Below are 24,972 nucleotides of genomic sequence, written 5' to 3'. Positions count from 1 at the left end.
GACGAGGCATCCGAGGGGGCGGCTTCATGGCAACGAACGCGACGCATGGCTGGGTCGAGGGCAGCGGCGCGCCGCTCACCGACGAGATGCTGGAGCAGCTCGACACGTGGTGGCGGGCGGCGAACTACCTCTCGATCGGGCAGATCTACCTGCTCGACAACCCGCTGCTTCGCCGGCCGCTCACCCGCGACGACGTCAAGCCGCGCCTGCTCGGCCACTGGGGCACGACCCCTGGCCTGAACTTCGTCTACGCGCACCTGAACCGGGCGATCCAGGAGCGGAGCCTCAGCACGATCTACATCGCCGGCCCCGGGCACGGCGGGCCAGGCATGGTCGCCAGCACCTATCTCGACGGCACGTACAGCGAGATCTACGGCGACATCGACCGCTCCGACGAGGGGCTGCGGGCGCTGTTCCGGCAGTTCTCCTTTCCCGGCGGCATCCCGAGCCATGCGGCGCCCGAGACGCCCGGGTCGATCCACGAGGGCGGCGAGCTGGGCTACTCGCTCTCGCACGCGTACGGCGCCGCGTTCGACAACCCCGACCTGCTGGTCGCGGCGGTCGTCGGCGACGGCGAGGCCGAGACGGGGCCGCTCGCGACCGCGTGGCACTCCAACAAGTTCCTCGATCCGGCGCAAGACGGGGTGGTCCTGCCGATCCTGCACCTGAACGGGTACAAGATCGCGAACCCGACCGTGCTCGCTCGCATCCCCGAGTCCGAGCTGCTCGACCTCATGCGCGGCTACGGCCACACCCCATACCTCGTGTCGGGCGGCTTCGACGGCGAAGACCCGATCGCGGTGCACCGGCGCTTCGCGGAGACCCTCGACGCCGTGCTCGACCAGATCGCGCAGATCAAGGCGGATGCCGCGACCGGCACGCTCGACGGCCGCCCCGCGTGGCCCATGATCATCCTCCGCACCCCCAAGGGGTGGACCTGCCCGGAAGAGATCGACGGACATCCCGCCGAGAACAACTGGCGGGCGCATCAGGTGCCGCTCTCCAACGCGCGCGACACCGAGGAGCACCTGCGGCTGCTCGAGACGTGGATGCGCTCGTACCGCCCCGAGGAGCTGTTCGACGAGGCGGGCGCCCCGGTGCCGCTCGCGACCGCGTTGGCGCCCGAGGGCGACCTGCGCATGAGCGCGAACCCCGTCGCCAACGGCGGGCTGCTGCGCACCGAACTGAGGCTCCCCGACTTCCGCTCGTACGCCGTCGACGTGCCGTCGCCGGGTGAGACGGTGAGCGAGGCCACTGCGGTGCTCGGCGGGTGGCTCCGCGACGTGATCGCGGCGAACCCGACGAACTTCCGCATCTTCGGGCCCGACGAGACCGCGTCGAACCGGCTCCAGGCGGTCTACGAGACGACCGACAAGCAGTGGAACGCCGAGCTGTGGCCGATCGACGCCGCCGACAACCACCTCGCCCGGGCGGGCCGGGTGATGGAAATGCTGAGCGAGCACCAGTGCGAGGGCTGGCTCGAGGGGTACCTGCTGACCGGACGGCACGGCCTGCTGAACTCCTACGAGGCGTTCATCCACATCGTCGACTCGATGTTCAACCAGCACGCGAAGTGGCTGGACTCGTCGAAGAAGATCGCGTGGCGGCGCCCCATCTCGTCGCTCAACTACCTGTTGAGCTCGCACGTCTGGCGGCAGGACCACAACGGCTTCTCGCACCAGGACCCCGGGTTCATCGACCACGTCGTGAACAAGAAGGCCGAGGTCGTGCGGGTCTACCTGCCGTTCGATGCCAACACCCTGCTGTCGACCTACGATCACTGCCTGCGCACGGTCGACTACGTCAACGTCGTCGTCGCGGGCAAGCAGCCGGCGCCGAACTGGCTCACGATGGACGAGGCGATCGCGCACTGCACGCGCGGCATCGGCCTGCTCGACTGGGCCGGCACGGAGCGGCCGGGCGAGCAGCCCGACGTCGTGCTCGCCGCAGCCGGCGACGTGCCCACGCTCGAGGTGCTCGCCGCCGCGAGCATCCTGCGCGAGCGCATTCCGTCGCTCGCGGTGCGGGTCGTCAACGTCGTCGACCTCATGCGCCTGCAGAACGACACCGAGCACCCGCACGGCCTCTCCGACCGCGACTTCGACGCGATCTTCACCGACGACCGCCCCATCGTGTTCGCCTACCACGGGTACCCGTGGCTCATCCACCGCCTCACTTACAAGCGGCACGGGCACGGCCAGCTCCACGTGCGCGGCTACAAGGAGGAGGGCACGACCACCACGCCGTTCGACATGGTCATGATGAACCAGCTCGACCGGTTCCAGCTCGTGATCGACGTGATCGATCGCGTGCCGGGCCTCGCCGAGCGCGAGGGTCCGCTCCGCCAGGAGATGCAGGATGCCCGGCTGCGCGCCCGCGCGTACACGCGCGCCCACGGCGAGGACGACCCCGAGGTCACCGGCTGGAGCTGGAGCGGCACCGGCGGCAGCGGGCTCGGCGACACGGGCGACGACAACCGCTGAGCGCGCGGCATCCGCTCGCCTCCTGCGTTGCGGTTGGACTCGGTTCCGGATGCCGCGAGCGCGCGTCATGGACGCGGCATCCGTTCGGCGTGCAGATGCCCCGAGGCATCGCCCCGGGGCATCCGTCATCACCGACCCAGAGGGTCAGCTGCAGGCGCCGATCCGCTGCCACACACTCGAGGTCGGGGAGCCGGGCTGCTCGCCCTGGGTCCACCACTTGGCGCGGTATTCCGATCCGGAGAAGCTCGCGAACGATCCGCCGAGGTAGACGGTGCCGGCGCTCCAGGCGGCCGGGCATCCGTTCGGATCGGTCGGATCCGTGGGGTCGGTCGGGTCGGTCGGGTCGGTCGGGCCGGCGCACGTGCCGACGACGTTCCAGACGGCGGCCGTACCGGGCGCTTCGCCCTGGGTCCACCACTTCGCGGTGTACTCCTTGCCCTGGTGGCTCACCTTCACCCCGCCCGTGTAGACCTTCGACGCCTGCCAGGCCGGCGCCGCGCAGGTTCCGGGGTCGGTCGGGTCGGTCGGATCGGTCGGGTCCGTGGGATCCGTCGGGTCGGTCGGATCGGTCGGATCCGTCGGGTCGGTCGGGCCGCTCGCGAGCCGGGCGCCGATGACCTTCGCCACGTCGTACCCGTTCGTCTTGTCCCAGTTGATCGACCAGGTCATCACGCCGCCGATGCGGCCATACGGCGACGCCGGCTTGAACGAGCCGCAGTTCGTGCCGACCTCGAGGCAGTCGACGGCCTTCACGACGTTCGCCATGGGCTGGTAGCCGCCGCCGGCCGCTCGCTGCACGGCGGGCACGCCGATGCCGACCTGGTCGGGACGCAGCCCCATGCCGAGTTCGATCGCGGTGAGCGCGGTGAGGAAGTCGACCGTGCCCTGGCTGTAGACCTTCTGGTCGGCGCCCATCATCGACCCCGAGTTGTAGAACTGGGTGTTCGTGATGGTGAGGATGTCCTTCACCGCCAGGGTGAGCTGGTAGTAGGGCATGGTCGTCGCCTGGTAGTCGATCGTCTGCGGCGCCATGGTCAGGATGAAGCCCGACCCGGCCTTGGCTCGCAGCTGGTGCAGCGCATCGCTCATGTATGTGGCGTTGATGCCGTGCTCGAGGTCGATGTCGATGCCGTCGAAGCCGTACTCCTGCATCACGGCGTAGGCGGAGTCGGCGAAGTTCTTCGCCTCGGTCGCGTTCGAGACGATGACGTTGCCGCGCTCCCCGCCGACCGAGAGCACGACCTTGCGCCCCTGCGCGCGGATCGCCGCGACATCCGCCTTGAACTGCGCCGTGGTGTACCCGCCGAGCTCGGCGCTCGCCAGGTTGAAGGTGATGCCGCCGGGCGAACCGGCCAGGTTGTCGGCGAACGCGATCGCGACGAGGTTGTACGCCTGCGGCACCTCGCCGAGGCGCATCGTCACGGATCCGTTGTCGAAGTTGTGCCAGTAGCCGGTGAGCCACTGCGCGGGCTGGGCCGCGGCCGCCGATGCGGTCCGCGTCTCGGTCGGCGTCTCGGCCGGCGTCGACGCCGACGCGGGAACAGCGGCGGCGAGCGATCCCGCGACGAGCGCGGCCCCTGCGGCCAGCGCTGCGACGGCGGCGAATCGGAACTTCGGGCGGGGTCGGGATGGGGTTCTCACGAGTGCTCCTGTTCGGTCCCTGACGTCGAGGACGCGGCCACGTTAGCGAGCGGCATGCGGTCGCGGCATCCGTGATTCCCACATGTCTTCGGCGAGACCTCCCGCATTGCGTACGCAGTGCAGGATGGACTCATGGCCTCGATCGACTCCCTCACCGACGACGGGCGTCGGTTCGTCACCGACTCCCACCTCGCGACGCTCTCGACGATCGGGCTCGACGGCGGGCTCCACGTCGTCGCGGTCGGCTACACGGTCGACGCGGGGGTCGTGCGCATCATCACGAGCGACGGCACCCAGAAGGTGCGCAACATCGAGCGCGACCCCCGGGCCACGGTCGCGCAGGTGTCGGGTCCGCAGTGGCTCAGCATCGCGGGCACGGCGATCATCGAGCGCGACCCCGATGCGGTGGCCCACGCGGTCGCGCTCTACGCCCAGCGCTACCGGCAGCCCCGCGTGAACCCGCGCCGCGTCGTCATCCGGATCGCACCCGACCGCGTGATGGGTTCCGCCGGCTTCCTCGGCTGAGGTGCTTCCCCCTCCGTTGCGTCACCCGGCCGGCGTCGTACCGACGAAACCGGCGAGCACGGCACGCACCGCGTCGAGGGCCTCGTCACCGTACTCGCCCCGCCAGCGCTGCTCGCGCTGCTCCAGGTAGTCGGCCGCGCGACCGCAGAACGCCGCACCGAGGTCGGTGAGGCGCACCAATTGGGCCCGGCCGTCGCTCGGGTCGCTCGTCACCGTCGTGACGCCCGCCTCGGTGAGGTCGCGCACGAGCGCCGCGACCGCCTGGCGGGTGATGCCGAGGCGACCCGCGAGCGTGACGAGTCGGGTGCCGCCCGGCTCCAGTTCCGCGATCAGAGGCACATGCGCCAGCCGGATGCCAGAGCTCCCCTCCGGGTCGAGTGCGGCGAGCGCCTGCTCGTTGACGGCTCGGGATGCCGCCATGAGCAGCGTCGCGAGGTCGCGGTGGGCCGCCTCGGCGAACCGCACCAGGTCCTCATGCGGCATGTCGCCTCCTTGACAAGAGATAGGCAATCTGGTTGCTTAATTGGGCAACCTCCTTGCTATTCTCTCGCGAAAGGATCACGATGCAAGCGCGAACCACCCCCATCGCCCCAGGAGACACCGTTCCCCGCTTCGAACTGACTCGCCCAGACGACGCACCCGTCGAACTTCGCGAACTCCTCGACGCCGACCGGACCCTCCTGTACTTCATGCGAACCCCCACCTGCCCCGTGTGCCACGCCCACCTGCGACAGATGGAACGCACCGAGGTCGAAGACGTCGCGCTGGCCGAACGCCTCGTCGTCATCGTGCCGGGCGACGCCCAAGACACGGCGAACGTCGCGGCGCGGCATCCGCTGCTCTCGGGTCGCATCGTCGGCTCGCTCGACGCCCATGCCGCCGTCGGCCTGTTCGTGCGCGCCGGCCTCCAGCAGTCCGGCTCGTTCGTCGTGGATCAGTCGGGAACCGTGCTGACCGCACGGACCGCCACCGTCCCCGTGAACGCCTATCGCGAAGCGGAGGCGATCGGATGCCTCACAGCCGCGGGGCGGGGCAACATTCCCACTCAGTGAATCCCGGCGCCGCAGTTTCCATCGAATACGACTCTCGGCGCGGGCCTCGGACTGCGGTGAGAGAGGATGGGCGAATGGTGTCGCCCGCTCGTCTCGTCAGATCCGCCGAACTCTGTGACGCTCCGTACGCCTACGGAGCGGTCGTCGAGAGCGGGGTGCAGCTGGTCTTCCTTGCAGGCGCATGCCCGCTCGAACGCGATGGGACGACCGCGGCCGTCGGTGACTATGCAGGGCAGGCAGCCAAGTGCGTCGAGAATCTGACCGAGGCGCTGCGAGCGGCCGGGGCCTCGCTGGAGGACGTGGTGAGCACCCGCGTGCTGGTCGCGTCCACGCAGCGGTCGGATCTCGGCTCAGCGTGGGATGTCGTCCACGAGGCCTTCGGCGAGCACGATGTGCCGAGCACTCTGCTGGGCGTCACGGTCCTGGGCTACGAGGATCAGTTGGTCGAGATCGAGGCCGTCGCGGCGCTGCCCGACTGACCCACGTCGAGGCGTTCGACCGCGCTCGAGCCAATCGGCTCCGCAGGCGCGACGTCCTCCCCCGTCGGAAACCGCCGACTTCAGGCGGGGGGATGTCACCAGATCATCAGAGCCCTAGAAGTCCCAGTCCTCGTCTTCGGTCGACACGGCCTTGCCGATGACGTACGACGAACCCGAGCCCGAGAAGAAGTCGTGGTTCTCGTCGGCGTTCGGCGAGAGGGCCGACAGGATGGCCGGGTTCACGTCGGTGACGGTCTTCGGGAACATCGCCTCGTAGCCGAGGTTCATGAGGGCCTTGTTGGCGTTGTAGTGCAGGAACTTCTTGACATCCTCGGTCAGGCCGACGCCGTCGTAGAGGTCTTGGGTGTACTGCACCTCGTTGTCGTAGAGCTCGTACAGCAGCGAGAACGTGTAGTCCTTGATGTCGTCGCGCTCTTCCTGCGTGACCTTCTCGAGGCCCTTCTGGAACTTGTAGCCGATGTAGTACCCGTGCACGGCCTCGTCGCGGATGATGAGGCGGATCAGGTCGGCCGTGTTGGTGAGCTTCGCCCGCGACGACCAGTACATCGGCAGGTAGAAGCCCGAGTAGAAGAGGAAGCTCTCGAGCAGCGTCGAGGCGACCTTGCGCTTCAATGGGGAGTCGCCCTGGTAGTACTCCATGACGATCGAGGCCTTCTTCTGAAGGTTCGGGTTCTCGACGCTCCAGCGGAACGCGTCGTCGATGTCCTTCGTCGAGCACAGCGTCGAGAAGATCGACGAGTAGCTCTTCGCGTGCACCGACTCCATGAAGGCGATGTTCGTGTAAACGGCCTCTTCATGCGGCGTGATCGAATCGGGGATGAGCGAGACTGCGCCGACCGTGCCCTGGATCGTGTCGAGCAGGGTCAACCCCGTGAACACGCGCATTGTGAGCGTCTGCTCTTCGGGCGTGAGCGTGTTCCACGACTGAATGTCGTTCGACAGCGGCACCTTCTCGGGCAGCCAGAAGTTGTTCACGAGACGATTCCAGACCTCGAGGTCCTTGTCGTCCTGGATCTTGTTCCAGTTGATCGCGTTGACGTGACTGACGAGCTTCAGCTTGCCGCCCGTGTGCGCGGGGTCATTCTGGGCCGAGTTCACGGGATCTGTGAGCGTCATGTGCTGTCTCTTTCATCGTTGCGATCGTCAATGCAGTGCTGGCACGTCTCCTTGAAGACGCCCTTGTTCGTGTGGTGACGCGTGTGAGCGTTCCGTACGCTCGAAGGCATCGGCCGGCCCTTGCGCACCGCCGACATCTTCGCGCGAGTCTCTTCGCTGGCGGTCTTGCCGAAGTTCGGATTCAGTTCACCCTGTCGCATCAGCGAGAGCCGTTCGCGAGACTCTGCCGACATCGTGTGGCCGTAGCTCGGGTGATCCGAGCCGAATTTGCCGAAGTTCGGGTTCTGCGACCCGGCGTTCGAACCTTTGCGGCTTTCTGCCCACAGCGCCTTCTGCTCATCGCTGTGCGAGCGGCCCCACATCGGATTGAGCACCCCGGGTTGCGAGACGCCGGGACGCCCCTTGAATCGACGACTCACCGCCTCGCGCTGCTCCGCGGTCCACACGACACCAAGTGGCCCGAGCCCGCCATCCGAGAGATTCAGCAGGCGATCACCGGTCGCACGGTAGAGAGCGATCCACCCGATCTCGGCAAGCCCGAGATCTTCGCGCGTCGTCACGACGCGCTCGAGTACAACGACCTCGTAGGCATCCTCCGAAGTCTTTCGAAGCCAGTGGTAGAACGGGGTCTTGCGCCCACTCTGCGCCACCTTGCGGTGCTCACTCGCTCGCCGTTTCACAGTCTTGGTCGTCTGCCCGACGTAGCGGTATTCGCCCGTGGCGCGCACACGGAAACCATAGACGACGCCCACGGCTGGAGCGCCGTGCCCGAGTTCGGGCGACCACTCGATAGTCTCGATCATCGACTCAGAGCGCGCAGCTGACGCACATCTCCAACTCAGTGCCCTCGAGCGCCAACTGCCGCAGACGGATGTAGTAGATCGTCTTGATGCCCTTGCGCCATGCGTAGATCTGCGCCTTGTTGATGTCGCGGGTCGTGGCGGTGTCCTTGAAGAACAGCGTGAGCGAGAGACCCTGGTCGACGTGCTGCGTCGCCGCGGCGTAGGTGTCGATGACCTTCTCGTAGCCGATCTCGTAGGCGTCCTGGTAGTACTCCAGGTTGTCGTTCGTCATGAACGCCGCCGGGTAGTAGACGCGACCGAGCTTGCCTTCCTTGCGGATCTCGATCTTCGACGCGATCGGGTGGATCGAGGCCGTCGAGTTGTTGATGTACGAGATCGACCCGGTGGGCGGCACGGCCTGCAGGTTCTGGTTGTAGATGCCGAACTCGGCGACGGAGGCCTTCAGCGCCTTCCAGTCCTCTTGGGTCGGGATGTGCACGTTCGAGTCGGCGAAGAGCTGCGTGACCTTCGCGGTCGCGGGCACCCACGCGGCATCCGTGTACTTGTCGAAGAACTCGCCCGACGCGTACTTGGACTCGGCGAAGCCGTCGAAGGTCTCGCCGCGCTCCTTGGCGATGGCATTCGAGGCGCGCAGCGCGTGGAACAGCACCGTGTAGAAGTAGATGTTCGTGAAGTCGATGCCCTCTTCGCTGCCGTAGAAGATGCGCTCGCGGGCGAGGTAGCCGTGCAGGTTCATCTGGCCGAGGCCGATGGCGTGCGACTTGTCGTTGCCGTCTTCGATGGAGCGCACCGAGGTGATGTGGCTCATGTTCGACACGGCGGTGAGGCCGCGGATGGCGGTGTCGACCGTCTTGCCGAAGTCGGGCGAGTCCATGGTGAGGGCGATGTTCAGCGAACCGAGGTTGCAGCTGATGTCCTTGCCGATCTCGTTGTACGAGAGGTCTTCGTTGTAGGTCGTCGGCGTGTTGACCTGCAGGATCTCGCTGCAGAGGTTCGACATGTTGATGCGGCCCTTGATGGGGTTCGCCTTGTTCACCGTGTCTTCGAACACGATGTAGGGGTAGCCGCTCTCGAACTGGATCTCGGCGATGGTCTGGAAGAACTCGCGAGCGTTGATCTTGGTCTTCTTGATGCGCGGGTCGTCGACCATCTCGCGGTACTTCTCGGTGACCGAGATGTCGCCGAACGGCTTGCCGTAGACCTTCTCGACGTCGTACGGCGAGAAGAGGTACATGTCTTCACCGTTCTTGGCGAGCTCGAACGTGATGTCGGGCACCACGACGCCGAGCGAGAGCGTCTTGATGCGGATCTTCTCGTCGGCGTTCTCGCGCTTGGTGTCGAGGAACTTCATGATGTCGGGATGGTGCGCGCTGAGGTACACCGCGCCCGCGCCCTGGCGTGCGCCGAGCTGGTTGGCGTAGCTGAAGCTGTCTTCGAGGAGCTTCATGACGGGGATGATGCCCGAGGACTGGTTCTCGATCTGCTTGATCGGGGCGCCGGCCTCGCGGATGTTGCTGAGCGAGAGCGCCACGCCGCCGCCGCGCTTGGAGAGCTGCAGCGCGGAGTTGATGCCGCGCGAGATCGACTCCATGTTGTCTTCGATGCGCAGCAGGAAGCAGGAGACGAGTTCGCCGCGCTGCGCCTTGCCGGTGTTGAGGAAGGTCGGCGTGGCCGGCTGGAACCGGCCGCCGATGATCTCTTCGACGAGGTTGACCGCGAGCTGCTCGTCGCCCTGCGCGAGGCCGAGGGCGGTCATGACGACGCGGTCTTCGAAGCGCTCGAGGTAGCGCTTGCCGTCGAACGTCTTGAGCGTGTAGCTCGTGTAGTACTTGAACGCGCCGAGGAACGTCTCGAAGCGGAACTTCTTCGAGTAGGCCAGGTCGTTGAGCTTCGTGATGAACTCGAACGAGTACTGGTCGAGCACGGCCTGCTCGTAGTACTCCTTCTCGACGAGGTAGTCGAGCCGCTCCTTCAGGGAGTGGAAGAAGACCGTGTTCTGGTTGACGTGCTGGAGGAAGTACTCGCGCGCCGCCTCGCGGTCTTTGTCGAACTGGATCTCGCCGTTCGGGCCGTAGAGGTTCAGCATCGCGTTGAGCGAGTGGTAGTCCATTCCCACGCGCGGTGCGTCGATCACGGCTACACCGCTGTCAGAAGCTGCTGCGTTGACCAAAATGCGTCCAATCCCTCGTTGACGGCGTTCACGTCGTCAGGTGTTCCGAATACTTCGAAGCGATACAGCGGCGGCACATGGCATTTGGCCGCGATGATGTCTGCGGCCAGGCAGTAGCCCGTGCCGAAGTTGGTGTTGCCGGCGCCGATGACCCCGCGGATCAGTGACCGGTTGCGCTCGTCGTTGAGGAACCGGATGACCTGCTTGGGCACCGCGCCGTTGCCGTCGCCCCCGCCGTAGGTCGGGAGGACGAGCACGAAGGGTTCGGATGCCACGAGGGGCTCGTCTTTCGCGAACAGCGGGATGCGATCGGCCGGGCGTCCGAGCTTCTCGATGAAGCGCGCGGTGTTGCCCGACACGCTCGAGAAGTAGACCAGGTTCGTCACGCTCTGTGCGCTCCCTTCGCGTTCCGTTTCACTCTGCTGAGCTCACGGGCGGCGGATCGGGGATCAGCCCAGGCGCGAGGCGAGCTCGGCGATCTTGTCGGGGCGGAAGCCCGACCAGTGGTCTTCGTCGGTGATGACGACCGGGGCCTGCAGGTAGCCCAGCTCTTTGACCTGTGCAAGCGCGTTCTCGTCGGCCGAGACGTCGAGCACTTCGTACTCGATGCCCTTGCTGTCGAGCGCCCGGTAGGTGGCGTTGCACTGGACGCAAGAAGGCTTGGTGTAGACCGTGACCGTCATGTTCTCCCCTGTTCTTCTCGGGCTCCGGAGGAGCCCGCCCCCGTGGTTTTCCAACGACTTCAATACTACATCTAGTGGCTGTCGAACTGAACCGACACAACATGCTGTAGTTACATCACTGTAGTTTTCCACCGCTTCATCCACAGTCCATCCCCAATCGGATGCCCCGGTGACCCGCGGATTCTCGCGGAGCCGACCGAGGTTATCCACAGCCGGCGACCGAACCGATTTCCAGCTTGTGGATGGACCCCCGGGCGTGTCGCGAGATCTCGCCCGCACGACACTTGGGGGGTTCAGGATGCTGCGACCCCTACATATGGTGTTGTGCCCTCATGCTCCCACCACCCGCCGACATTGCCGCGGGTGCGGTGCGCGTGTCGCGCGCGCCGACTCGCGGAATGCGACGGCGGGGGGTTGCCGCACGTCACGGAATCGTCGGGCCGCCGAGGTTGTGCCAGTCTGAACGGGCTGCCTGTCCGACGACGAGGCGGTACCCGACCCGAGCTTCGCACCGTTCCGCGCCCCGTCGAACAGGAGCACACCCGTGCCGCAGTCCTCTCCTCCAGCCTGGTATCCCGACCCCGCCGGCAGCGGACATCTCCGCTACTGGGACGGCACGCAGTGGACCGAGCATCTCGCGCCGATGCCCGTGGCAGCGCTCGCACCCGCACCCGCACCCGAACCCGAACCAGCGCCCATCCCCGCACCCTCGGCGGCACCGAGCGCGACGGGTCGAGCGCGTCGCGGCTGGCTCATCGGCAGCATCGCCGCTGCGACCGCGGCGGCCCTCGTCACCGCCACGATCGTCGTCATCGGCATCGGCGGGGCCGGCGGATCCTCGGCGGCCGCCGCCGAGAACCTCGACGACCGTTACGACTGGACCGAGCCGATGCTCGACCTCGAGCCCGATCACGTCTTCGAGGTGCCCGCAGCCTACGACCTCGACGAGATCTCTGCCGACTACGTCGAACCCGATCCCGAGTCCGGCTACATCGACACGTCATTCGCCGTGGCCGTCTACACCGACCCGGCCTTCACGAGGCGGGCCGAGGCGACGATCATCCAGTACGACCCGGGCAGGCCGATCGCCGTACTGCCCAGAGAGATGGACATGACCATCGACGACGTGCGGTACAAGTCCGAGGAGAACACCGGCTGGGGCCTGCACGACGAGTACTTCCTCGTGCAACGACTCGACGACGAAGGTGCGGCTCTGGCCAAGCCTCGCGTGACGCGGTTCACCATCGCCAACGAGTTCGAGGCGCCGATCGTGACCTTCAGCACCGATGCCCAGACCGGCGATCTCCACATGGCGTGGAACGAGGTGCCCGGCGCGACCCGCTATCTCGTGTACACGTCCTCGCTGGATACCGAGAGCAGCTTGAGGATGGAGACCGTGCTCGCCACGACCGCCGAGACCGAGTGGACGAGCACCGACCAGACCCTCGAGGCGATCGACGCCCCCTTCGTCCTGACGCAGAACGATGACATGGATCTCTTCGACGGCTCGAGCGCCGACACCATCATCGCCGGATGGGGTACCGGAGGCCGAACCGAGTACTACGACTTCGGGGTCATCGCGACCGACGGCACCCGGTACTCGCCGTATCGCGACTACGACGCGGTCGAGATCGCCGGCGCGCTCCCGTACGAGATCGCTTTCGACGCTTCGCGCAATGCGAAGCTGTGGGGCGACAGCGGGTACATCGACGGCGTCGAGAACCTGCAGACCTCGGTCTATTTCACCTCGCTCGACGGCGCAACCCGATCCACGGTCGCCACGGTCGACCTCGCCGAGGTGCGCGACTACGACGACCGCTGGGTGCTGCCGCTCATGGGGCGTGGCACCCGCATCGGAGAGTGGGTGCCGCTCAGCAAGTCCTCGACCCCCGACCTGCCGGCGGCGATCGCCGCGTTCAACGAGCGCGCGGCGGCCGAGGCGCCGACGACCGGCGGCACGGGGTTCAGCGCGGTCTCGGGCAGCGTCGCCGAAGTCGCCGCCGGTTCCAAGATCGCCCCCGAAACCGAGCTCCCGGTCTTCGGCAGCTCGGAGATGGTGACCTACCTCGCGAAGCACCTCATCGCTCAGACGCCGGTGATCGACGTCTCCGCCTACGTCTCCTTGCCCGGCGCGCCGAGCCTGGCCGACGCCCTCTTCGAGGCGCTCCTGCAGAACCCGTACGCGATGGGCGTGGAGAGCTACACGTTCTCAGCGGACGGCGACCGCGTCGGCGTCCAGTACCAGCTGCGCACCGCCGAGGCCCAGCAGCTCCAGACGGAGCTCGCAGCCAAGGTCGCCGAGGTCGTCGCATCCGTCGTCGACGAGGGGCAGACCGACGCCGACAAGGTGGTCGCGCTGAACGACTGGCTGACCGAGAACGCCGAATACGATCACCGCGCCCTCGCCGCGAGGGACGCGAACGGCGGTCAGATCGCGCCGAACGACCGGTATGCGTGGCGTGCCGACGGGGTCCTGCTGCAGGGCCTCGGCGTGTGCGCGAGCTACGCTGACGCGTTCCACGCCCTCGCGGGCGAGGCAGGGGTCGAGTCGGTGGTCGTCACCGGCGACGTGCTCGAGGGCGGCAGGCACGCCTGGAACAAGGTGCAGGTCGACGGAACCTGGCGCGCGGTCGACGTCACCTGGAACGACGCCCCCGAAGCGAACGAGTTCCTCATGATCACCGACGCGGAGTTCGTGGACTCGGCGGCCCGGGCGGAGGATGCCGAGTGGATGGTCGACGCCTGGCTCGCCGAGTACGCGACGCGGTGAGCCGGCCGCGTCAGCCCTTCGCGGCCTTCGCGGCGGCCTTGGCCGCCTGCTTGGTCGCGCGCACCTTGGCGAGCGACTCGGGGTCGACGATGTCCGCGACGGAGCGGTAGGCGTCGGCCTCGCCGTAGGCGCCGGCGGCTTCGCGCCATCCGGATGCCTCGAGCCCGCACTGCTTGCCGAGCAGGGCCAGGAAGATGCGCGCCTTCTGGTCGCCGAAGCCGGGGAGCGCCTTGAGGCGCTTCAGCACCTCGGCGCCGGTGGGCTCGCCGCGGGTCCAGATCTGGCTCGCGTCGCCGCCCCACTCCTCGCGCACCGCCGTCGCGAGCGTCTGCACGCGCTCGGCCATCGAACCCGGGAACCGGTGCACGGCCGGCGTCTGCTTGAACGCCGCGACGAGGTCGTCGGGCGCGAGGTCCGCGATGACGGCGGGATCGATCGAGCCGACCCGGTCGCGGATCTTCACGGGCCCGGCGAACGCCGACTCCATCGTGACCTGCTGGTCGAGCAGCATGCCGGTGAGCAGTGCGAACGCGTCGCCGCTCAGCAGTTCGTCGGCGGCAGGGTCTCCGGTGATGTGCAGTGCCATTCCCCCATCCTTCCACCGAAGCGGATGCCTCGAACCCGCGGATGTCGGTGGGCCGCGCGAGCATGGAGGGACACCGAACGAATCCCGCGAACCCGAGCGCGACCACCGGAGGTTCCACCATGGACTGGAAGATCGAACTCATCTTCGTGCCCGTCACCGACGTCGACCGGGCGAAGGCGTTCTACGTCGAGAAGCTCGGCTTCAACGCCGACCACGACCAGCAGGTCAGCGACGACCTGCGGTTCGTGCAGCTCACCCCGCCGGGGTCGGCCTGCTCGATCGCGATCGGCACGGGTCTCGGCATGACGATGGCGCCCGGCGCCCAGGACACGATCCAGGTCGTCATCCCCGACGCCGACGCCGTGCTCGCCGAGCTGCGCGCCAAGGGCGTCGAGGCCGAGGGGGTCGACGAGCAGGCCTGGGGTCGGTTCATCACCCTGCACGACCCCGACGGCAACCGCTGGACCCTGCAGCAGCTGCCCGACTCCTCCGCCGCCTGAACCGACGGATGCCGCGGCGCAGCCGCACGCGTAGGCTGCTGGCATGTCGGATCTCTCGCGCTACCTGCCGCTGTCGAACCGGCCGCGGCACGACGAGTCCTCGGTGGATCCGTCGTGGAACGCCGAGCTCGCCGAGGTGCTCGGCGGCTTGAGCACCGCGCTCGCATCCCGGCCCGACGACGCATGGTCCGGCGCCGCGCAGCGCCCCGGGTGGACGGTGCACGAGGTCGTCGCGCATCTCGCCTGGCGCCTCTCGACCCCGCGCGGCGAACGTTGGCGCACGAGCGCCCGCTCCCTCGCGGAGCAGGGCTTCAGCGCCGTAGCGGCCGACCTCGCGATCGCACGCCGGGTCGCGGCATCCGACGACGGCTCGCCCACCGCACTGCCGGCACGTCTCGCGAATCTGCCGAGCGCCGGGCCCGGAGCACTCCAGCACGGCATCGGCGCCCTCGCCGAAGCCGTCGTCGCGACGCTCGACGTCTCGGCGTCCCTCGACCTGCCGATCGCGGTCCCCGGCCGCGCGACCGGCGCCGTCGCCCTGCGTCGCGCCCTCGAGGCGCCCACCGAGATCAAGGCCGTCATCCGCGGGCACACCCTCGTCGCGACCGACGCCGACTGGAGCTTCGGCCACGGTCCGGTGCTCGAGGGCACCGCCGCCGAGCTCGTGCTCTTCCTCCACGGCCGCAGCACCGCCGCACCGCGCCCGGCACGCTGACCCCGCGTTCGGCTCACCGACCCGCGCCGGCGCGGAGCCATGCCGTGCGCCGCCTGACGGAACGACGGAGGGGCGGATGCCGCAGCATCCGCCCCTCCGCTCGGTTCACTCCGCGGGGGTCAACGACCGCCGCTGCGACGACGGTTGTAGACGTCGAACGCGACCGCGAGCAGCAGCACGAGGCCCTTGACGACCTGCTGCCACTCGATGCCGATGCCCATGATCGACATGCCGTTGTTCAGCACGCCGATGATCAGACCACCGATGATCGCGCCGCCGATGGTGCCGACACCGCCCTGCACCGCCGCGCCGCCGATGAAGGCGGCCGAGATCGCCTCGAGTTCGAAGCCGTCACCGGCCTTCGGGCCGGCGAGGTTCAGACGGGCGGTGAAGATGAGGCCCGCGAGCGCGGCGAGCGTGCCCATGTTGACGAACAGCCAGAAGTCGACGCGACGCGTCTTGATGCCCGAGAGCTCCGCCGCGTGGCGGTTGCCGCCGATCGCGTAGATGTGGCGCCCGAAGACCGTGCGGTTCATCACGATGCCGTACACGAGGATCAGCACGGCGAGGATGATCAGCGTGATCGGGATGCCCTTGTACGAGGCGAGCGAGTAGGCGAAGAAGCCGATCGCGGCCGAGATGAGCACGAGCTTGACCACGAACCAGACCACGGGCTCGACGTCCTGGCCGTACTTCGCACGGCCGCGGCGGGTGCGCACCTGCTGCACGATGAGGATCAAGATCGCGAGGGCTCCGACGCCGAGCGTCAGCGGATCGATCTCGAACTCGCCGAACAGGTCGGTCAGGAAGCCGTTGCCGAGCGCGCGGTACTCGGCCGGGAACGAGCCGATGTTCGCGTTGCCGAGCACGACGAGCGCGAGGCCGCGGAAGATGAGCATGCCGGCCAGCGTCACGATGAACGCCGGGATGCCGACGAACGCGATCCAGAAGCCCTGCCAGACGCCGACGAGCGCGCCGATGCCGAGCGAGAGGATGACCGACAGCCACCACGGCAGCCCCCACTGCACGGCGAACACGCCGGAGCAGGCGCCGACGAACGCGGCGACCGAACCCACCGAGAGGTCGATGTGGCCGGCGATGATGACCATCACCATGCCGATGGCGAGAACGAGGATGTACCCGTTCTGCACCACCAGGTTGGAGATGTTCTGCGGACGCAGCAGGATGCCGTCGGTGAGGATCGCGAACAGCACGACCACCGCGATGAGGGCGATGAAGATGCCGTTCTTGCCGAGGTCGGCCAGCACGTGGCTGATGCGCTCGGTGAACTTGTTGCTCGGCGGGTTCACGTTGCCGCCGGCCTGGATCGACTCGGTGGTCGGGACCTGAGATGGGTTGGACATGGGATCTCCTGTGATTCGCGCGCGCCCGGGCGTCAGCGCGGCTTTTCCATGGTCATGAGCTTGAGCATCGACTCGGGCGTGGCCTCGGCGATGGGGAGTTCGCCGGTGATACGGCCCTCGGAGAGGGCGTACACGCGGTCGCAGATGCCGAGCAGTTCGGGCAGCTCGGACGAGATGACGATGATGCCCTTGCCCTGCGCGGCGAGCTTGTTGATGATCGTGTAGATCTCGTACTTGGCGCCGACGTCGATGCCTCGCGTGGGCTCATCGAGGATGAGCACGTCGGGGTCGGAGTAGATCCACTTCGACAGCACGACCTTCTGCTGGTTGCCGCCCGAGAGCTTCCCGGTCTTCACCAGCACGTTCGGCGCCTTGATGTTCATCGACTTCTTGAACTCGGTCGCGACCTTGTACTCCTCGTTGTCGTGCACGAGGCCGAAGTTCTCGAGCTTCTTCAACGACGCCATCGAGATGTTGCGCTTGATGTCCTCGATGAGGTTGAGGCCGTAGGTCTTGCGGTCCTCGGTCGCATACGCGATGCCCTGGTCGATGGCCTCCGAGACGGTGCGGGTCTTGATCTCCTTGCCGCGGAGGAAGACCTTGCCAGAGATGCGCGAGCCGTAGCTCTGGCCGAACAGGCTCATCGCGAACTCGGTGCGACCGGCGCCCATGAGACCGGCGATGCCGACGATCTCGCCGGCGCGCACGTTCAGGTTGACCTTGTCGACGACGACGCGGCTCGAGTCCTGCGGGTGGTGGGCGGTCCAGTCCTCGACCCGCAGCAGTTCGTCGCCGAGGTTGGGGGTGTGGTCGGGGTAGCGGTGCTCGAGGTCTCGGCCCACCATGTCCTTGATGATGCGGTCCTCGGTCACCTCCTGCTTGGCGATCGTCTCGATCGTCTTGCCGTCGCGGATGATCGTGACGGAGTCGGCGACCTTCTTGATCTCGTTCAGCTTGTGGCTGATGATGATCGACGTGATGCCCTGCCCCTTGAGGTGCAGGATCAGGTCGAGCAGGTGGTCGGAGTCCTCGTCGTTCAGGGCGGCGGTCGGCTCGTCGAGGATGAGCAGCTTCACCTCTTTCGAGAGCGCCTTCGCGATCTCGACGAGCTGCTGCTTGCCGACGCCGATGTCCATGATCTTCGTCGTCGGGTTCTCGCGGAGTCCGACGCGCGCGAGAAGCTTGGCGGCCTCGAAGTTCGTCTTGTTCCAGTCGATGAGGCCCATGGGCCCCTTCAACTCGTTGTTGAGGAAGATGTTCTCGGCGATCGACAGGTACGGGCTGAGCGCGAGTTCCTGGTGGATGATCACGATGCCCTTGGCCTCGCTGTCCGTCAGGTCCTTGAACTCGACCGTCTCGTTCTCGAAGACGATGTCGCCGTCGTACGTTCCGTGCGGGTAGACGCCCGACAGCACCTTCATCAGCGTGGACTTGCCCGCGCCGTTCTCACCGCAGATCGCGTGGACTTCGCCGCGCTCGACCTCGATGGTCACGTTGGAGAGTGCCTTCACGCCGGGGAAGGTCTTCGTGATGCCGCGCATCTCGAGAATGTTCGTGGTCATATCTGCTCCTGCTTCATCGCCGGTGCCCTGTCGGACGCGGATGCCGCGGCCGGACCTGAGGCGAGACTACTCTCGCCCCAGGCACCGGCCGCGTCATCCCATCAGCGGGTCGACCCGGGGGTCGATCAGCCGTTGATTTCCTCTTCGGTCCAGTAGCCGCTGTCGACCAGGACCTCGGTGATGTTGTCCTTGACGACGATCTGCGACTCGAGCAGGTACGAGGGAACGACCTTCACGCCGTTGTCGTAGTCCGTCTCGTTGTTGACCTCGACGTCGTCGCCGTTCAGGATCGCGGAGGCCATGTTCACGGCAACCTCGGCGAGCTGGCGGGTGTCCTTGAAGATGGTCGCGTACTGCTCACCCGAGTTGATCGCCTTGACCGAGTCGAGCTCGGCGTCCTGGCCCGAGATGATCGGCCAGCCGTCGCCCACCGAGTAGCCGGCGTCGGTGAGGGCCGAGATGATGCCTCGCGACAGGCCGTCGTAGGGCGAGAGCACGGCGTTGACCGTCGAGCCGTCGGAGTACGTGGAGGTCAGGATGTTCTCCATGCGCTCCTGAGCGACCTCGCCGTCCCAGCGGAGCGTCGCGGCCTGCTCGAAGTCGGTCTGACCCGACTTGACGACCAGGGTGCCGTCGTCGATCAGGGGCTGGAGCGTGTCGATCGCGCCGTTCCAGAAGAACGTGGCGTTGTTGTCGTCGGGCGAACCGGCGAACAGCTCGATGTTGAACGGACCGGCCGGCGCGTCGGCGGCGGGCTCGCCCTCGAGGTCGGTCAGGCCGAGGCCGTTGAGGAGCGAGGTCGCCTGCTGCACGCCGACGACGTAGTTGTCGAACGACGCGTAGTAGTCGACGTTCTCGGAGTCGCGGATGAGACGGTCGTAGGCGATGACCGGGATGTCGGCGTCGGCCGCGTCCTGGAGCACCTGCGAGAGCGTGGTGCCGTCGATCGACGCGATGATCAGGGCCTCAGCACCCTTGGTGATCATGTTCTCGATCTGCGAGACCTGCGTGGGGATGTCGTCCTCTGCGTACTGCAGGTCGACCTTGAAGCCCTGCTCCTCGAGCTGCTCCTTGACGGCGTCGCCGTCCTGGATCCAACGCTCCGAGCTCTTGGTCGGCATCGCGACGCCGATCAGGCCGCCGTCGCCACCGCCGTCGCCGCTGCCGCCGTCGCCGGAGCCGCCCGAGCACGCCGCGAGTGCGAGCATGGAAGCGGCCGCCATCGTAGCGAGAAGCACCTTCTTCGTGTTCTTCACGGTGTTTCCTTTCACTGTGTCATTCATGGACGTCATCGTCTTGGTGACAGTCGGAGCGACGGTGTCCATGTACGCCGCTCCCCCGCGACATCCGACGATCGGATGCCGCAAGCCTTTGTTGTTGAGTTATCCGCCGGTCGAGCGGGTCGCGCCGGTCGAGCCGCCTCCGCCGGTCGAGCGGCCTTCGCCGGTCGAGCCTGTCGAGACCCGCCGTGCATCCGTGCTCTGTCCGTAGACGTTCTGGTAGCGGTCGTACAACCGGTCGATCGCGTCCTGCGGGATCGGGACCAACGGGCCCGCCTCACGCGCCAGATGCACCGTGCGCGCGACATCCTCGACCATCACCGCCGCCTTGACCGCATCCTTCGCACTCGACCCGATCGTGAACGGACCATGGTTCGCCATCAACACCGCCCGGCTGCGATGCCCCGACAACGTCTCCACGATGCCCCGACCGATCGAGTCATCACCGATGATCGCGAACGGACCCACCGGAATCGGCCCCCCGAACTCATCGGCCATCGCCGTGATCACACACGGAATCGGCTCATTGCGCGCCGCCCACGCCACCGCATACGTCGAATGCGTGTGCACCACACCGCCCACCTCGGGCATGTTGCGGTACACGTACGCATGCGCCGCCGTATCGCTCGACGGCGACCGCTCAGCACCCGGCGTGCCCTCGATCACGTTGCCGTCCAGATCGCACAGGATCATGTTCTCCGGCGCCAACTCGTCATACGACACACCCGACGGCTTGATCACGAACAGGTCGGCGCCCGGCACGCGACCGCTGACATTGCCGCCCGTCCACACCACCAGCCCATACCGCGTCAACTCGGCATGCAACTTCGCCACCTCGGTACGCACCCGCGCGATCGCGACCTCGGCCTGGGGCCCGTAGGAGCTCATGCGACCGCCTCCGTGATGCGGGGGACCACGTGAAGGGCGGCCGCTGCGGATGCCGCGTGGGCGCCGGACCCGGCACGGGCGATCGGATCCGCGCTCGCCTGCGGCGCACCGGCACCCGGCGCGCGGCATGCGGCCCCGGTCGTGTGCAGCTCGGCTCGGCTCACGGTCCTGACTCCCTCGTCGATGGTCTTGCGCGGTTGCGGTGCAGTTGCGCCGGTCTTCGATCTCGCATGTGCCAGTCGATGTGACCGTTCACATGGCGACACTCATGTTAACCCCACGACGGTCGAGCCTGTCAACTCGCTCCGGTCACGGATCGGTAACGCTGCCGCCCCGACCCCGACCCAGCCCTCCCGCAGCCCGCCGGCACCCCAGCACCGCCCCGCCAGCACCCCGCCACCACCCCGCCGGCATTCGCAATTCAGGTTCGGAGGTGTGTCGTGCCCCGGAATTCCGCGGCAGGATGACGACACGCCGGGCGCCATCCTGAATTGGCAAAGAGTTCGGAGTCTTGCCTGAGCGCCGACGCGAACGGGCCCGAGCACGGCCGGGCGAGGATGTGACAGGCATGTGACGCTCGTCGTGTGACGGTCACATTCCGGCGCTGGCGTGCATAATGATGAGCAGCGCGGCGTGTGACCGTGCACATGCCCGAACACGCCGACGAGGAAGTGCCGTGTCAGAGGAGACGCCCAAAGGCCGAGCGCCGAGCATCCGCGATGTCGCGCGGCTCGCCGGAGTCTCGCATCAGACGGTTTCGCGCGTGCTCAACCACCACCCGAGCATCCGGCCCGAGACCAAGCAGCGCGTGCTCGACGTGATGGCCGAGCTGCAGTACCAGCCGAACCGCGCCGCACGCGCGCTCGTCACGAGCCGGTCGCACACCATCGGCATCCTCGCGGCGTCGAGCACGCAGTACGGTCCCGCGTCGAGCATCGCCGCGATCGAGGCCGCCGCGCGCGAGGCGGGCTACTGGGTCAGCACCGCGAACATCGATGCCACCGACGGCCGGTCCATCTCCGACGGGCTCGCCCACCTCATCGCCCAGGGCATCGAGGGCCTCGTCGTCATCGCCCCGCAGGTGCGCGTGTTCGACACCCTCGCCGAGCGCTCGATCGACGTGCCGTACGTGACCCTCCAGTCGACCGGGCGCGACCCCGAGCACGCGCTCTCGGTCGACCAGATCGCGGGCGCCCGACTCGCGACCCGGCACCTCATCGAACTCGGGCACCGCGACATCTACCACCTCGCGGGCCCGCAGGACTGGATCGAGGCCGAGGCGCGCATGCGCGGCTTCCTCGACGAGATGAGCGCGAGCGACGTGCCCACGACGGCGCCGATCCTCGGCGACTGGACCGCCGAGTTCGGGTACTACGCCGGGCGCGAGCTGCTGACGATCCGCGACTTCACCGCGATCTTCTCGTCGAACGACCAGATGGCCCTCGGCTTGATGCACGCGGTGCGCGACGCGGGCCTCGAGATCCCGCGCGACATCTCGATCATCGGGTTCGACGACATCCCCGAGGCCGCGCACTTCTGGCCGCCGCTCACGACCGTGCGCCAGGACTTCGCCGAGCTCGGCCGGCGCTGCGTCGCCCTGTTGGTGGGCACGATCGACTCCTCGACCCTCGAGCACCGCGGCACGATCGTGCCCGAGCTCATCGTGCGGGCGTCCACGGGCGCGCCCGCGTTCTGAGGCGGCGACTCAGCCCGCAGCCCTCGCAGGCGGACGCCGCGCCGCAGTCATGAGGCGGCGGCTCAGCCCGCAGACCTCGCAGGCGGGCGCACCCGGCTCGCGAGGAGCACCGCGACGATCGCGATGCCGAGCGTCACGGCGAAGTCCGCCGAGAAGGCTCCGGCACCGACCGCGGCGGAGACGAGCGCGGTGACCGCGAGCGCGATCGAGGCACCGAGCGACTCCGAGATGGTCAGGGCCGCGCTGTTGAACCCCTGCTCGTCGCGGCGCGACTGCGCGAGCACCGAGACCGAGAACCTCGGGTACATGAAGCCCATCGAGCCGCCCGCGAGCGCCCAGGCCACGAAGGCGATGACGGGCGAGAGCGTGAACAGGGCGACGAGGAGCACGATCGCGAGCGAGACGGCGAGCGTGATCGTGCCGATCTCGACCGCCCGGGTGTCGCTGATGCGGTCGGTGAGGCGGCCCTGGAGCCATGATGCCGCAGCCCAGGTGATGCCGGCGCCGGTGAGCACGACCCCGGCGAGGCTCGGCGTCATGTCGTAGCGCTCGATGAAGAGGTACGGGAGGTAGACCTCGCTGCCGAAGAAGGCGCCGGCCACGACGAACTTGACCGCGACCGTGGCCGGCATGCCCCGTGCGGCGCGCAGCGTGCCGGGCGGCAGCAGCGGTCGTGCGGCGAACGCCGCGACCACGATGCCGACGCCGGCCGCGACCCATCGCCACGGGTCGTCGAGTTCTTTGGAGAGCGAGACGGCGAGGGCCGCGGCCGCCGCGAGCACGGCCCAGCCCACGCGCCCGAGGCTCCACGGCACCGACGCGTCGCCCTGCACGAGGTCGCGCACGCGGAGGATCGGCGGGATCATCATGGCCGCGGCGGGCACGACGATGACGATGACGCCGAGGAACACCCAGTGCCAGCTGAACGCCTCGGCGACGAGGCCGGCGAGCGCCGGCCCGATGATCGACGGGATGACCCAGGCCGCCGCGAATCCGGCGAACACCCGCGCGCGCAGCGCCTCGGGGTAGGCGCGCGCGACGATCACGTAGAGCGGCACGATGACGGCGGCGCCGCTCAGGCCGTGCACGAACCGGCCGATGATGAAGACGGTCATGTCGGTGGCGGTGCCCGCGATGACGAGGCCGATCACGAAGAGCACGGCTGCGGTGATGAGCGAGGGCAACGGCCCCGAGCGGTCGGTCCAGTTGCCGGCGAGCACCATGCCGACGATGCCGGCCGCGAGCGGCACGGCGAAGGCGAGCGCGAAGAGGGCGACCCCGTCGAGGTCGCGCACGACGAGCGGCATGATCGTGGTGACGGCCATCGCCTCGAACGCGGCGAGGAAGATGGTCGCGAACATGCCGATCGACAGCCACGTGTACGGCCTCGCGAGCGGCCCCTTCGCGGCGGGCAGGCGGTCGAGCGGGTCGGCGGCGCCCTCGTCGGCGGATGCCTCGGACGCGCCTCCCTCGCGGGTCGAGCCCTGGTGGGCGGATGCCTCGTCAGCCACGGATGCCTCAGCGGAAGCGGATGCCTCGGCCGACGCGTACGCCTCTGCGGCGGGTGCGACCGAGTGGTCGCCGGTCTCGAGCCCGTCGTTCATCGCCTGTCGCCTCGCATCACTCGATCGAGCCTACGTGCTGCCGACGACACGGCGGCCGACCGAGGCATCCGCAATCCGACGCCGCTCCGTGCGTCGCGCAGCGCCGTGCACCGCGCAACGCCGTGCACCGCGCGTCAAGCCCGCGCAGCGCAACCCCGCGCCGCACCGCCTCCGCGCGACCTCAGAGCTCTTCGTGCGTGTCGGGGTCCGCACCCCAGATGCGCCCGCGCTCGAGGGCGGCGATGGAGGCGACCTCGGCGTCGGCGAGCTCGAACGAGAACACGTCGAGGTTCGCGCGCCGGCGCGCGGCATCCGACGACTTCGGAATCGGGACCGAGCCCTGCTGCACGTGCCAGCGCAGCACGACCTGCGGCACGGTGACGCCGTGGGCCGCGGCGATGTCGGCGAGCACGGGCTCGCTCAGCAGGTCGCTCTTGCGGCCGAGCGGGCTCCAGCTCTCGGTGCGGATGCCGTGCTCGGCGTGATAGGCCCGCAGCTCGTTCTGGGGGAAGTAGGGGTGCAGCTCGACCTGGTTCACCACGGGTACGACGCCGGTGTCGCGTTCGAGGCGGTCGAGCATCGCCGCGGTGAAGTTCGAGACGCCGATCGAGCGCACGAGCCCCTTCTCGCGCAGGCGGATCATGGCCTTCCAACTCTCGACGTAGCGGTCGATGCGCGGGTTCGGCCAGTGGATGAGGTAGAGGTCGACCCACTCGAGGTCGAGTTTGACGCGCGAGTCCTCGAAGCTCGCGAGCGTCTCGTCGAACCCGTGGTGCCGCCCCGGGAGCTTCGTGGTGATGACGAGGTCGCTCCGGTCGACGCCCGCCCGGTGGATCGCCTCGCCCACGACGTCTTCGTTGCCGTAGTTGTAGGCCGTGTCGATGAGGCGGTAGCCGTCGCCGATGGCCGTCGAGATCGCCTCGATGCCGCTCTGCTCGTTGAGCCCGTAGGTGCCGAGCCCGATCGCTGGGAGGCGGTTTCCGTCGAGCAGGGGGTATTCGGGGATCATCCCCCCATCCTCACGCACCGCGGGG

Annotated in this window: 22 protein-coding genes; 8 read left to right on the top strand and 14 right to left on the bottom strand. The window is 67.9% G+C overall.

Going from position 1 to position 24,972, the window contains the following annotated elements; genetic code table 11:
- Positions 1–26: 26 nt before the first annotated feature.
- Entirely contained in the window at positions 27–2,483 is a 2,457-nt protein-coding gene (locus tag GQQ92_RS08780; protein WP_156998882.1) for a phosphoketolase family protein, read from the top strand.
- 144 nt (positions 2,484–2,627) lie between these two features.
- Here GQQ92_RS08780 and GQQ92_RS08775 read toward each other — a convergent pair whose 3' ends face one another.
- Complete coding sequence (locus GQQ92_RS08775) at positions 2,628–4,124, bottom strand: carbohydrate-binding protein (protein WP_197738170.1); 1,497 nt, start codon at positions 4,122–4,124, stop codon at positions 2,628–2,630.
- Positions 4,125–4,256: 132 nt separating this feature from the next.
- Here GQQ92_RS08775 and GQQ92_RS08770 point away from each other — a divergent pair, with 132 nt between their 5' ends.
- A complete protein-coding gene (locus GQQ92_RS08770) occupies positions 4,257–4,649 on the top strand; it encodes a PPOX class F420-dependent oxidoreductase (RefSeq protein ID WP_156998881.1) in 393 nt (130 codons plus the stop codon).
- A 21-nt stretch (positions 4,650–4,670) separates the two neighbouring features.
- Here GQQ92_RS08770 and GQQ92_RS08765 read toward each other — a convergent pair whose 3' ends face one another.
- Entirely contained in the window at positions 4,671–5,132 is a 462-nt protein-coding gene (locus GQQ92_RS08765; RefSeq protein ID WP_156998880.1) for a MarR family winged helix-turn-helix transcriptional regulator, read from the bottom strand.
- A gap of 80 nt (positions 5,133–5,212) precedes the next feature.
- Here GQQ92_RS08765 and GQQ92_RS08760 point away from each other — a divergent pair, with 80 nt between their 5' ends.
- Entirely contained in the window at positions 5,213–5,701 is a 489-nt protein-coding gene (locus GQQ92_RS08760) for a redoxin domain-containing protein (RefSeq protein ID WP_156998879.1), read from the top strand.
- Between the two features lie 74 nt (positions 5,702–5,775).
- Positions 5,776–6,180 carry a RidA family protein gene (locus GQQ92_RS08755; RefSeq protein ID WP_156998878.1) on the top strand — a complete coding sequence of 135 codons (405 nt, stop codon included), beginning with the start codon at positions 5,776–5,778 and terminating at the stop codon, positions 6,178–6,180.
- 114 nt (positions 6,181–6,294) lie between these two features.
- On the opposite strand, the gene nrdF is transcribed toward GQQ92_RS08755, so the two are convergent.
- The 5 genes from nrdF to nrdH form a co-directional block, all read right to left on the bottom strand.
- Entirely contained in the window at positions 6,295–7,317 is a 1,023-nt protein-coding gene (nrdF, locus tag GQQ92_RS08750; protein ID WP_156998877.1) for a class 1b ribonucleoside-diphosphate reductase subunit beta, read from the bottom strand.
- The gene (locus GQQ92_RS08745; protein ID WP_156998876.1) at positions 7,314–8,120 is read right to left on the bottom strand and encodes an NUMOD3 domain-containing DNA-binding protein; all 807 of its coding nucleotides are present in this window, start codon (positions 8,118–8,120) and stop codon (positions 7,314–7,316) included. Before GQQ92_RS08745 ends, nrdF begins: the two co-directional genes overlap by 4 nt.
- 4 nt (positions 8,121–8,124) lie before the next feature.
- Positions 8,125–10,230 (bottom strand): class 1b ribonucleoside-diphosphate reductase subunit alpha, encoded by a 2,106-nt coding sequence (nrdE, locus tag GQQ92_RS08740; protein ID WP_156999120.1) that lies wholly within the window; start codon positions 10,228–10,230, stop codon positions 8,125–8,127.
- A 26-nt stretch (positions 10,231–10,256) separates the two neighbouring features.
- The gene (nrdI, locus tag GQQ92_RS08735; protein WP_156998875.1) at positions 10,257–10,676 is read right to left on the bottom strand and encodes a class Ib ribonucleoside-diphosphate reductase assembly flavoprotein NrdI; all 420 of its coding nucleotides are present in this window, start codon (positions 10,674–10,676) and stop codon (positions 10,257–10,259) included.
- A 63-nt stretch (positions 10,677–10,739) separates the two neighbouring features.
- Positions 10,740–10,973, bottom strand: a complete 234-nt coding sequence (nrdH, locus tag GQQ92_RS08730) for a glutaredoxin-like protein NrdH (protein WP_156998874.1) — start codon at positions 10,971–10,973, stop codon at positions 10,740–10,742.
- Between the two features lie 544 nt (positions 10,974–11,517).
- Here nrdH and GQQ92_RS16800 point away from each other — a divergent pair.
- Positions 11,518–13,743, top strand: coding sequence for a DUF2510 domain-containing protein (locus GQQ92_RS16800; protein ID WP_156998873.1), 2,226 nt, complete (start codon positions 11,518–11,520; stop codon positions 13,741–13,743).
- Positions 13,744–13,753: 10 nt separating this feature from the next.
- Here the strand turns inward: GQQ92_RS16800 and GQQ92_RS08720 are convergent, their stop codons facing one another.
- The gene (locus GQQ92_RS08720) at positions 13,754–14,329 is read right to left on the bottom strand and encodes an HhH-GPD-type base excision DNA repair protein (protein WP_156998872.1); all 576 of its coding nucleotides are present in this window, start codon (positions 14,327–14,329) and stop codon (positions 13,754–13,756) included.
- A gap of 119 nt (positions 14,330–14,448) precedes the next feature.
- On the opposite strand from GQQ92_RS08720, the gene GQQ92_RS08715 reads away from it, so the two are divergent.
- Entirely contained in the window at positions 14,449–14,829 is a 381-nt protein-coding gene (locus GQQ92_RS08715) for a glyoxalase superfamily protein (RefSeq protein ID WP_156998871.1), read from the top strand.
- A 43-nt stretch (positions 14,830–14,872) separates the two neighbouring features.
- The gene (locus GQQ92_RS08710) at positions 14,873–15,544 is read left to right on the top strand and encodes a maleylpyruvate isomerase mycothiol-dependent enzyme family protein (protein ID WP_156998870.1); all 672 of its coding nucleotides are present in this window, start codon (positions 14,873–14,875) and stop codon (positions 15,542–15,544) included.
- Between the two features lie 119 nt (positions 15,545–15,663).
- Here GQQ92_RS08710 and mmsB read toward each other — a convergent pair whose 3' ends face one another.
- The 4 genes from mmsB to GQQ92_RS08690 all read right to left on the bottom strand — a co-directional run bounded on the left by mmsB (position 15,664) and on the right by GQQ92_RS08690 (position 20,638).
- Complete coding sequence (gene mmsB / locus GQQ92_RS08705; protein WP_156998869.1) at positions 15,664–16,908, bottom strand: multiple monosaccharide ABC transporter permease; 1,245 nt, start codon at positions 16,906–16,908, stop codon at positions 15,664–15,666.
- A 32-nt stretch (positions 16,909–16,940) separates the two neighbouring features.
- The gene (gene mmsA / locus GQQ92_RS08700) at positions 16,941–18,470 is read right to left on the bottom strand and encodes a multiple monosaccharide ABC transporter ATP-binding protein (RefSeq protein ID WP_156998868.1); all 1,530 of its coding nucleotides are present in this window, start codon (positions 18,468–18,470) and stop codon (positions 16,941–16,943) included.
- Positions 18,471–18,595: 125 nt separating this feature from the next.
- Complete coding sequence (chvE, locus tag GQQ92_RS08695; protein ID WP_156999119.1) at positions 18,596–19,693, bottom strand: multiple monosaccharide ABC transporter substrate-binding protein; 1,098 nt, start codon at positions 19,691–19,693, stop codon at positions 18,596–18,598.
- A 159-nt stretch (positions 19,694–19,852) separates the two neighbouring features.
- Positions 19,853–20,638, bottom strand: coding sequence for an L-ribulose-5-phosphate 4-epimerase (locus GQQ92_RS08690; protein WP_232057595.1), 786 nt, complete (start codon positions 20,636–20,638; stop codon positions 19,853–19,855).
- 619 nt (positions 20,639–21,257) lie between these two features.
- Between GQQ92_RS08690 and GQQ92_RS08685 the strand changes: the two genes are divergently transcribed.
- Positions 21,258–22,334, top strand: coding sequence for a LacI family DNA-binding transcriptional regulator (locus GQQ92_RS08685; protein ID WP_156998867.1), 1,077 nt, complete (start codon positions 21,258–21,260; stop codon positions 22,332–22,334).
- A 62-nt stretch (positions 22,335–22,396) separates the two neighbouring features.
- Here GQQ92_RS08685 and GQQ92_RS08680 read toward each other — a convergent pair whose 3' ends face one another.
- Positions 22,397–23,938 carry an MFS transporter gene (locus GQQ92_RS08680; RefSeq protein WP_232057593.1) on the bottom strand — a complete coding sequence of 514 codons (1,542 nt, stop codon included), beginning with the start codon at positions 23,936–23,938 and terminating at the stop codon, positions 22,397–22,399.
- Between the two features lie 181 nt (positions 23,939–24,119).
- Positions 24,120–24,947 carry an aldo/keto reductase gene (locus GQQ92_RS08675; protein ID WP_156998866.1) on the bottom strand — a complete coding sequence of 276 codons (828 nt, stop codon included), beginning with the start codon at positions 24,945–24,947 and terminating at the stop codon, positions 24,120–24,122.
- Positions 24,948–24,972: the final 25 nt, after the last annotated feature.

Origin of the sequence: Agromyces terreus (assembly GCF_009749465.1) — a bacterium.
In the GTDB taxonomy this organism is placed as follows: Bacteria; Actinomycetota; Actinomycetes; order Actinomycetales; family Microbacteriaceae; genus Agromyces; species Agromyces terreus.
The sequence above is the reverse complement of the archived record's forward strand: the minus strand, read 5'-3'. Positions and strand labels throughout refer to the sequence as shown.

Coding starts and splice junctions, on each gene's coding strand:
- GQQ92_RS08780 (WP_156998882.1), top strand. CDS start 27: ATGGCAACGAACGCGACGCATGGCTGGGTCGAGGGCAGCGGCGCGCCG.
- GQQ92_RS08770 (WP_156998881.1), top strand. CDS start 4,257: ATGGCCTCGATCGACTCCCTCACCGACGACGGGCGTCGGTTCGTCACC.
- GQQ92_RS08765 (WP_156998880.1), bottom strand. CDS start 5,132: ATGCCGCATGAGGACCTGGTGCGGTTCGCCGAGGCGGCCCACCGCGAC.
- GQQ92_RS08760 (WP_156998879.1), top strand. CDS start 5,213: ATGCAAGCGCGAACCACCCCCATCGCCCCAGGAGACACCGTTCCCCGC.
- GQQ92_RS08755 (WP_156998878.1), top strand. CDS start 5,776: ATGGTGTCGCCCGCTCGTCTCGTCAGATCCGCCGAACTCTGTGACGCT.
- nrdF (WP_156998877.1), bottom strand. CDS start 7,317: ATGACGCTCACAGATCCCGTGAACTCGGCCCAGAATGACCCCGCGCAC.
- GQQ92_RS08745 (WP_156998876.1), bottom strand. CDS start 8,120: ATGATCGAGACTATCGAGTGGTCGCCCGAACTCGGGCACGGCGCTCCA.
- nrdE (WP_156999120.1), bottom strand. CDS start 10,230: ATGGACTACCACTCGCTCAACGCGATGCTGAACCTCTACGGCCCGAAC.
- nrdH (WP_156998874.1), bottom strand. CDS start 10,973: ATGACGGTCACGGTCTACACCAAGCCTTCTTGCGTCCAGTGCAACGCC.
- GQQ92_RS08720 (WP_156998872.1), bottom strand. CDS start 14,329: ATGGCACTGCACATCACCGGAGACCCTGCCGCCGACGAACTGCTGAGC.
- GQQ92_RS08715 (WP_156998871.1), top strand. CDS start 14,449: ATGGACTGGAAGATCGAACTCATCTTCGTGCCCGTCACCGACGTCGAC.
- GQQ92_RS08710 (WP_156998870.1), top strand. CDS start 14,873: ATGTCGGATCTCTCGCGCTACCTGCCGCTGTCGAACCGGCCGCGGCAC.
- mmsB (WP_156998869.1), bottom strand. CDS start 16,908: ATGTCCAACCCATCTCAGGTCCCGACCACCGAGTCGATCCAGGCCGGC.
- mmsA (WP_156998868.1), bottom strand. CDS start 18,470: ATGACCACGAACATTCTCGAGATGCGCGGCATCACGAAGACCTTCCCC.
- chvE (WP_156999119.1), bottom strand. CDS start 19,693: ATGGCGGCCGCTTCCATGCTCGCACTCGCGGCGTGCTCGGGCGGCTCC.
- GQQ92_RS08690 (WP_232057595.1), bottom strand. CDS start 20,638: ATGAGCTCCTACGGGCCCCAGGCCGAGGTCGCGATCGCGCGGGTGCGT.
- GQQ92_RS08685 (WP_156998867.1), top strand. CDS start 21,258: ATGAGCAGCGCGGCGTGTGACCGTGCACATGCCCGAACACGCCGACGA.
- GQQ92_RS08680 (WP_232057593.1), bottom strand. CDS start 23,938: ATGAACGACGGGCTCGAGACCGGCGACCACTCGGTCGCACCCGCCGCA.
- GQQ92_RS08675 (WP_156998866.1), bottom strand. CDS start 24,947: ATGATCCCCGAATACCCCCTGCTCGACGGAAACCGCCTCCCAGCGATC.